Annotated in this window: 2 protein-coding genes; both read right to left on the bottom strand. The window is 56.9% G+C overall.

Going from position 1 to position 3,098, the window contains the following annotated elements:
* Positions 1–412 precede the first annotated feature (412 nt).
* On the bottom strand, positions 413–1,366 hold the full coding sequence (locus tag V6C07_RS12380) for a DUF3298 and DUF4163 domain-containing protein (RefSeq protein ID WP_333536782.1): 954 nt from the start codon (positions 1,364–1,366) through the stop codon (positions 413–415).
* Between the two features lie 147 nt (positions 1,367–1,513).
* Positions 1,514–2,734: a sodium:calcium antiporter gene (locus V6C07_RS12375; protein ID WP_333536781.1), complete on the bottom strand. Its 1,221-nt coding sequence runs from the start codon at positions 2,732–2,734 to the stop codon at positions 1,514–1,516.
* Positions 2,735–3,098: the final 364 nt, after the last annotated feature.

Below are 3,098 nucleotides of genomic sequence, written 5' to 3'. Positions count from 1 at the left end.
AGAAGAGTGTAGTATGATGGCTCAAGTCCAAAATCTCCTTGTGTGGCAAGTTGTTGTGGTAACTTCTTATACCACATACTGCTGAGATTTTGGACTTTTTTGTTACCCCTTAGCCGGACAGCAATGTCTCAAAGTTTAAGGCACGCATCGCTTCGATGCTTAACCGCGCAAGTAAATAGCTCTGCTGTCTTCGCGGCAGTCGTTGGCGAGCCTGCGAGCCTTACGAATGGCGACAGTGGTTGTATGGAAACAAACCGCTCGTTACACATGGTGTCTGCAAGCGTAGGTTCCTGCGTTACAACTCCTGAAGCATCCGTAACTTCCTTTGTCGTAACGGCTGAAGCTGCGCTTGCATCTTTGCGGCGGGCGACTGCTCACGCAGCCGTCCGAGCAATTTCAAAGTGAAATTGCTCTAACGCCCCCAGATGCTCAGCAGCGGTCTGGCGGTCAGCAACTGATCCAAAGGCATGTTCACTTTTTGCGCCCCGGCCGCCCAGGGCGCTACCTGGTATGGCTGAAAATTAATGCGCACTCCCTGGGGAGTAAGGGTGAGGCTGGCGAAATTTTCCGGTACGGGATTAAGGCCCGTACGCAGCATCTGCTCTTGCCGCATGCCGCCCAAACGCCGCGAAAGCTCATTGTAAGACCATTCGGACATGAGGTTCAGGGCCAGGTCCGGATCTTCAAAAAGGTCAACGAGGCCAAGACGTTGCCCGGTAAGCAGGCTGTAGTTGAGGGTCATGACGTCAAGATTGCCGTGCGCGCCGCCGGTATAGGTCCAGACTTCAAAGGTAATGCTCAGTCCGGCGGGAGAAGGGGCGGTAACACTGTAGGAGGCCCACAGTTCATAAGGCGGGCGCTCACCGTCAAGGCCGGAACCTGTGGAAAGACCCGCCCCGCTACAGCTCTGCTCAAAAGCAGAGGCAATGCCCGTAACCCATTGGCGGATGTCACCGTCGATCTGTTTGCTGCCCACCGAAGGATAGCTGATGTTGATCACAGGGCTGCCCGGCTCGTCATGTACAAGCTGGTGCTCAATAATACCGGGCCTGCGTGCGCCGGAAATAATGGCGGCGGCGCTGTCGCGGGCAGACTGCTCTGCGGGGTCCACACCGTCGTGCCCGGAAGTTTCCGCCCCGGCGGCGTGGCTCTGCGCGGAGTTTTCGGGGGCGGAGTTTTCGGGGGCGGCATGCCCGTCAGGATGTGCAGTTTCGCCTTCAGAAGCGATTTCCGTCACATCGGCGAGGGCTGTAAATTCTTGTGAAAGGGCGGGGGATGACGTCTGCTGGTCCGGCATGCGGGCCGCTTCGGCCGCTCTTTCTCCAAGCAGCAACACCAGGAGCAGAAGAGACAAAAGGCGCGGCATGGATATAATACCTTGATAACCAGTAAAATGTGGAGGCGAAACTGCTTGCCCGAGGTACTGTTCCATACGTGCTCCGGCCATGCGGGCCGTTGATTCAAAAGTGCGGGCGGCGATTTTTCCCCGCCCGCAACAGTATACATGCTTTGGTTAAACTTTGAAGCCCTTGCGAAGCGCCCAGGTCTGCCGCCAGTTCTTGATGAGCAGAATCACCGCAAGAACAAGGTACACCTTGGCGTAAAACAGGTGCAGACGCAACGGGTCGTGGGGCAGGCCAAGGATATTTTCCAACTGCAGTTCATACAGCGGCGAAAGCAGCTGAAGGCTGAAGAGCAGCAGCAGCCACACTGCCTCGCGCACATGCAGACGCAGATCCAGCAGCAGGGCTACGGCAAAGAGAGACTGCCCGGCTGTGAGTAATATTTCCTGAAACTGGTGTGTGTCAAGATTTATGGCAGGGCTGAGGCCGCCGGAAGAAACCGCGTACACTCCGGGTATCATGCCCACAAGCAATGTCCACTGGTTGAGTTTGGACGAAAGCAGGCAGCCCAGGGCCAGCCCGGCGTTGCCGCGCGAGGCGAACATGACGGCCACGATAAATTCCGGCGCTTCTGAAGCCAGGGGGGCAATCCACTGCACCAGAAGAAATTCGTTGATGTTCAACTGTTTGCCGCTGGCAATAAGTCCTTCGCTGAAAGATTCGGCATTGCCCAGAATTACAAGGGCCGAAAATACAAAAATGGCCGCCACAGTGCGCAGCCGCACTTTTTTTGCCAGTCTGGCAAGCAGGGCCGCCGGGCCTTCCAGTTCCTCTTCCTCCACGGGGCGGCGCATGATGATAAGTATGTACCACACGTAAATGCCCAGAAGCACGAGACCGTCCACCCAGGTCAGGGAACCCTTGATGGGGATGAACAGGGCATAAAGTGTTGCCATAGCAAGAAAAAGTACATCAGTGCGCTTGTCCTCGCTCAGGGTCACCGCCGAGTGGAAGCGCCCGGCAAAGATAAGCACGATGGCCGACCAGCCCACGCCGATAAGCAGCCTGTTGGCGCCTGTCATGTTGGCGATGGCATAGTGCGAATAGGGACTTTCGGGGTGCTGGCCCGCCATCCAGGTAAAGTACATGTCCACCGCGTATTCGGGCAGCACGGCAATAAAGGCCACTACGGCCACGGCCACGGCCTGCGGCATGTCCATCTGCGCCACTTCACAGGCCCAGGTGAGCAGAAAGGACGCGCCAAGAATTGCCATGCCTGAAAGCAGGGTCACGATAAACGGAGAAATATCCGGCGGAGCCAGATGCAGGGCAAAACCGGGAATGGTCAGGAGCACTGCAAGGATGTAGGGCCGCAGGGTACGTATGCTCATGATGTCTCCTTAAAAATAAAAAAAGACCTTGGCGCTTGCGCCAAGGTCTCACTAATCGGCTTACCGACGGCGGCACCAGGCCCGAAGGCCATGCTGTTGATACCGCCCGGGCTTCAAGAACCCAGTTACTCCCCTTGTCAAAAAACAGGGTATAGCCACTCGCGCAGGCTGTCAACAGCAAGCGTCACGGCAGGCACATGTTTTCTGTCTGCGCGCATGGCCCGCGGCGGCCCCTTGCCAGCACCGGGGCCTGCGGATAGTATAAAAAGGATCCGTGCCATCTTTTGCGTTTATTGAGGAGAGTCCAGTGAATATTACCTGCCCGCGTTGCGGCTTCAGCCGCCAAGTGCCCGCCGACCGTCTG

This window comes from Desulfovibrio sp. 1214_IL3152 (genome assembly GCF_036763055.1).
In the GTDB taxonomy this organism is placed as follows: domain Bacteria; phylum Desulfobacterota; class Desulfovibrionia; order Desulfovibrionales; family Desulfovibrionaceae; genus Desulfovibrio.
The sequence above is the reverse complement of the archived record's forward strand: the minus strand, read 5'-3'. Positions and strand labels throughout refer to the sequence as shown.

What these genes read in the sequence shown, in the direction of transcription:
- V6C07_RS12375 (WP_333536781.1), bottom strand. Translation starts at nt 2,734, where the DNA reads ATGAGCATACGTACCCTGCGGCCCTACATCCTTGCAGTGCTCCTGACC.
- V6C07_RS12380 (WP_333536782.1), bottom strand. Translation starts at nt 1,366, where the DNA reads ATGCCGCGCCTTTTGTCTCTTCTGCTCCTGGTGTTGCTGCTTGGAGAA.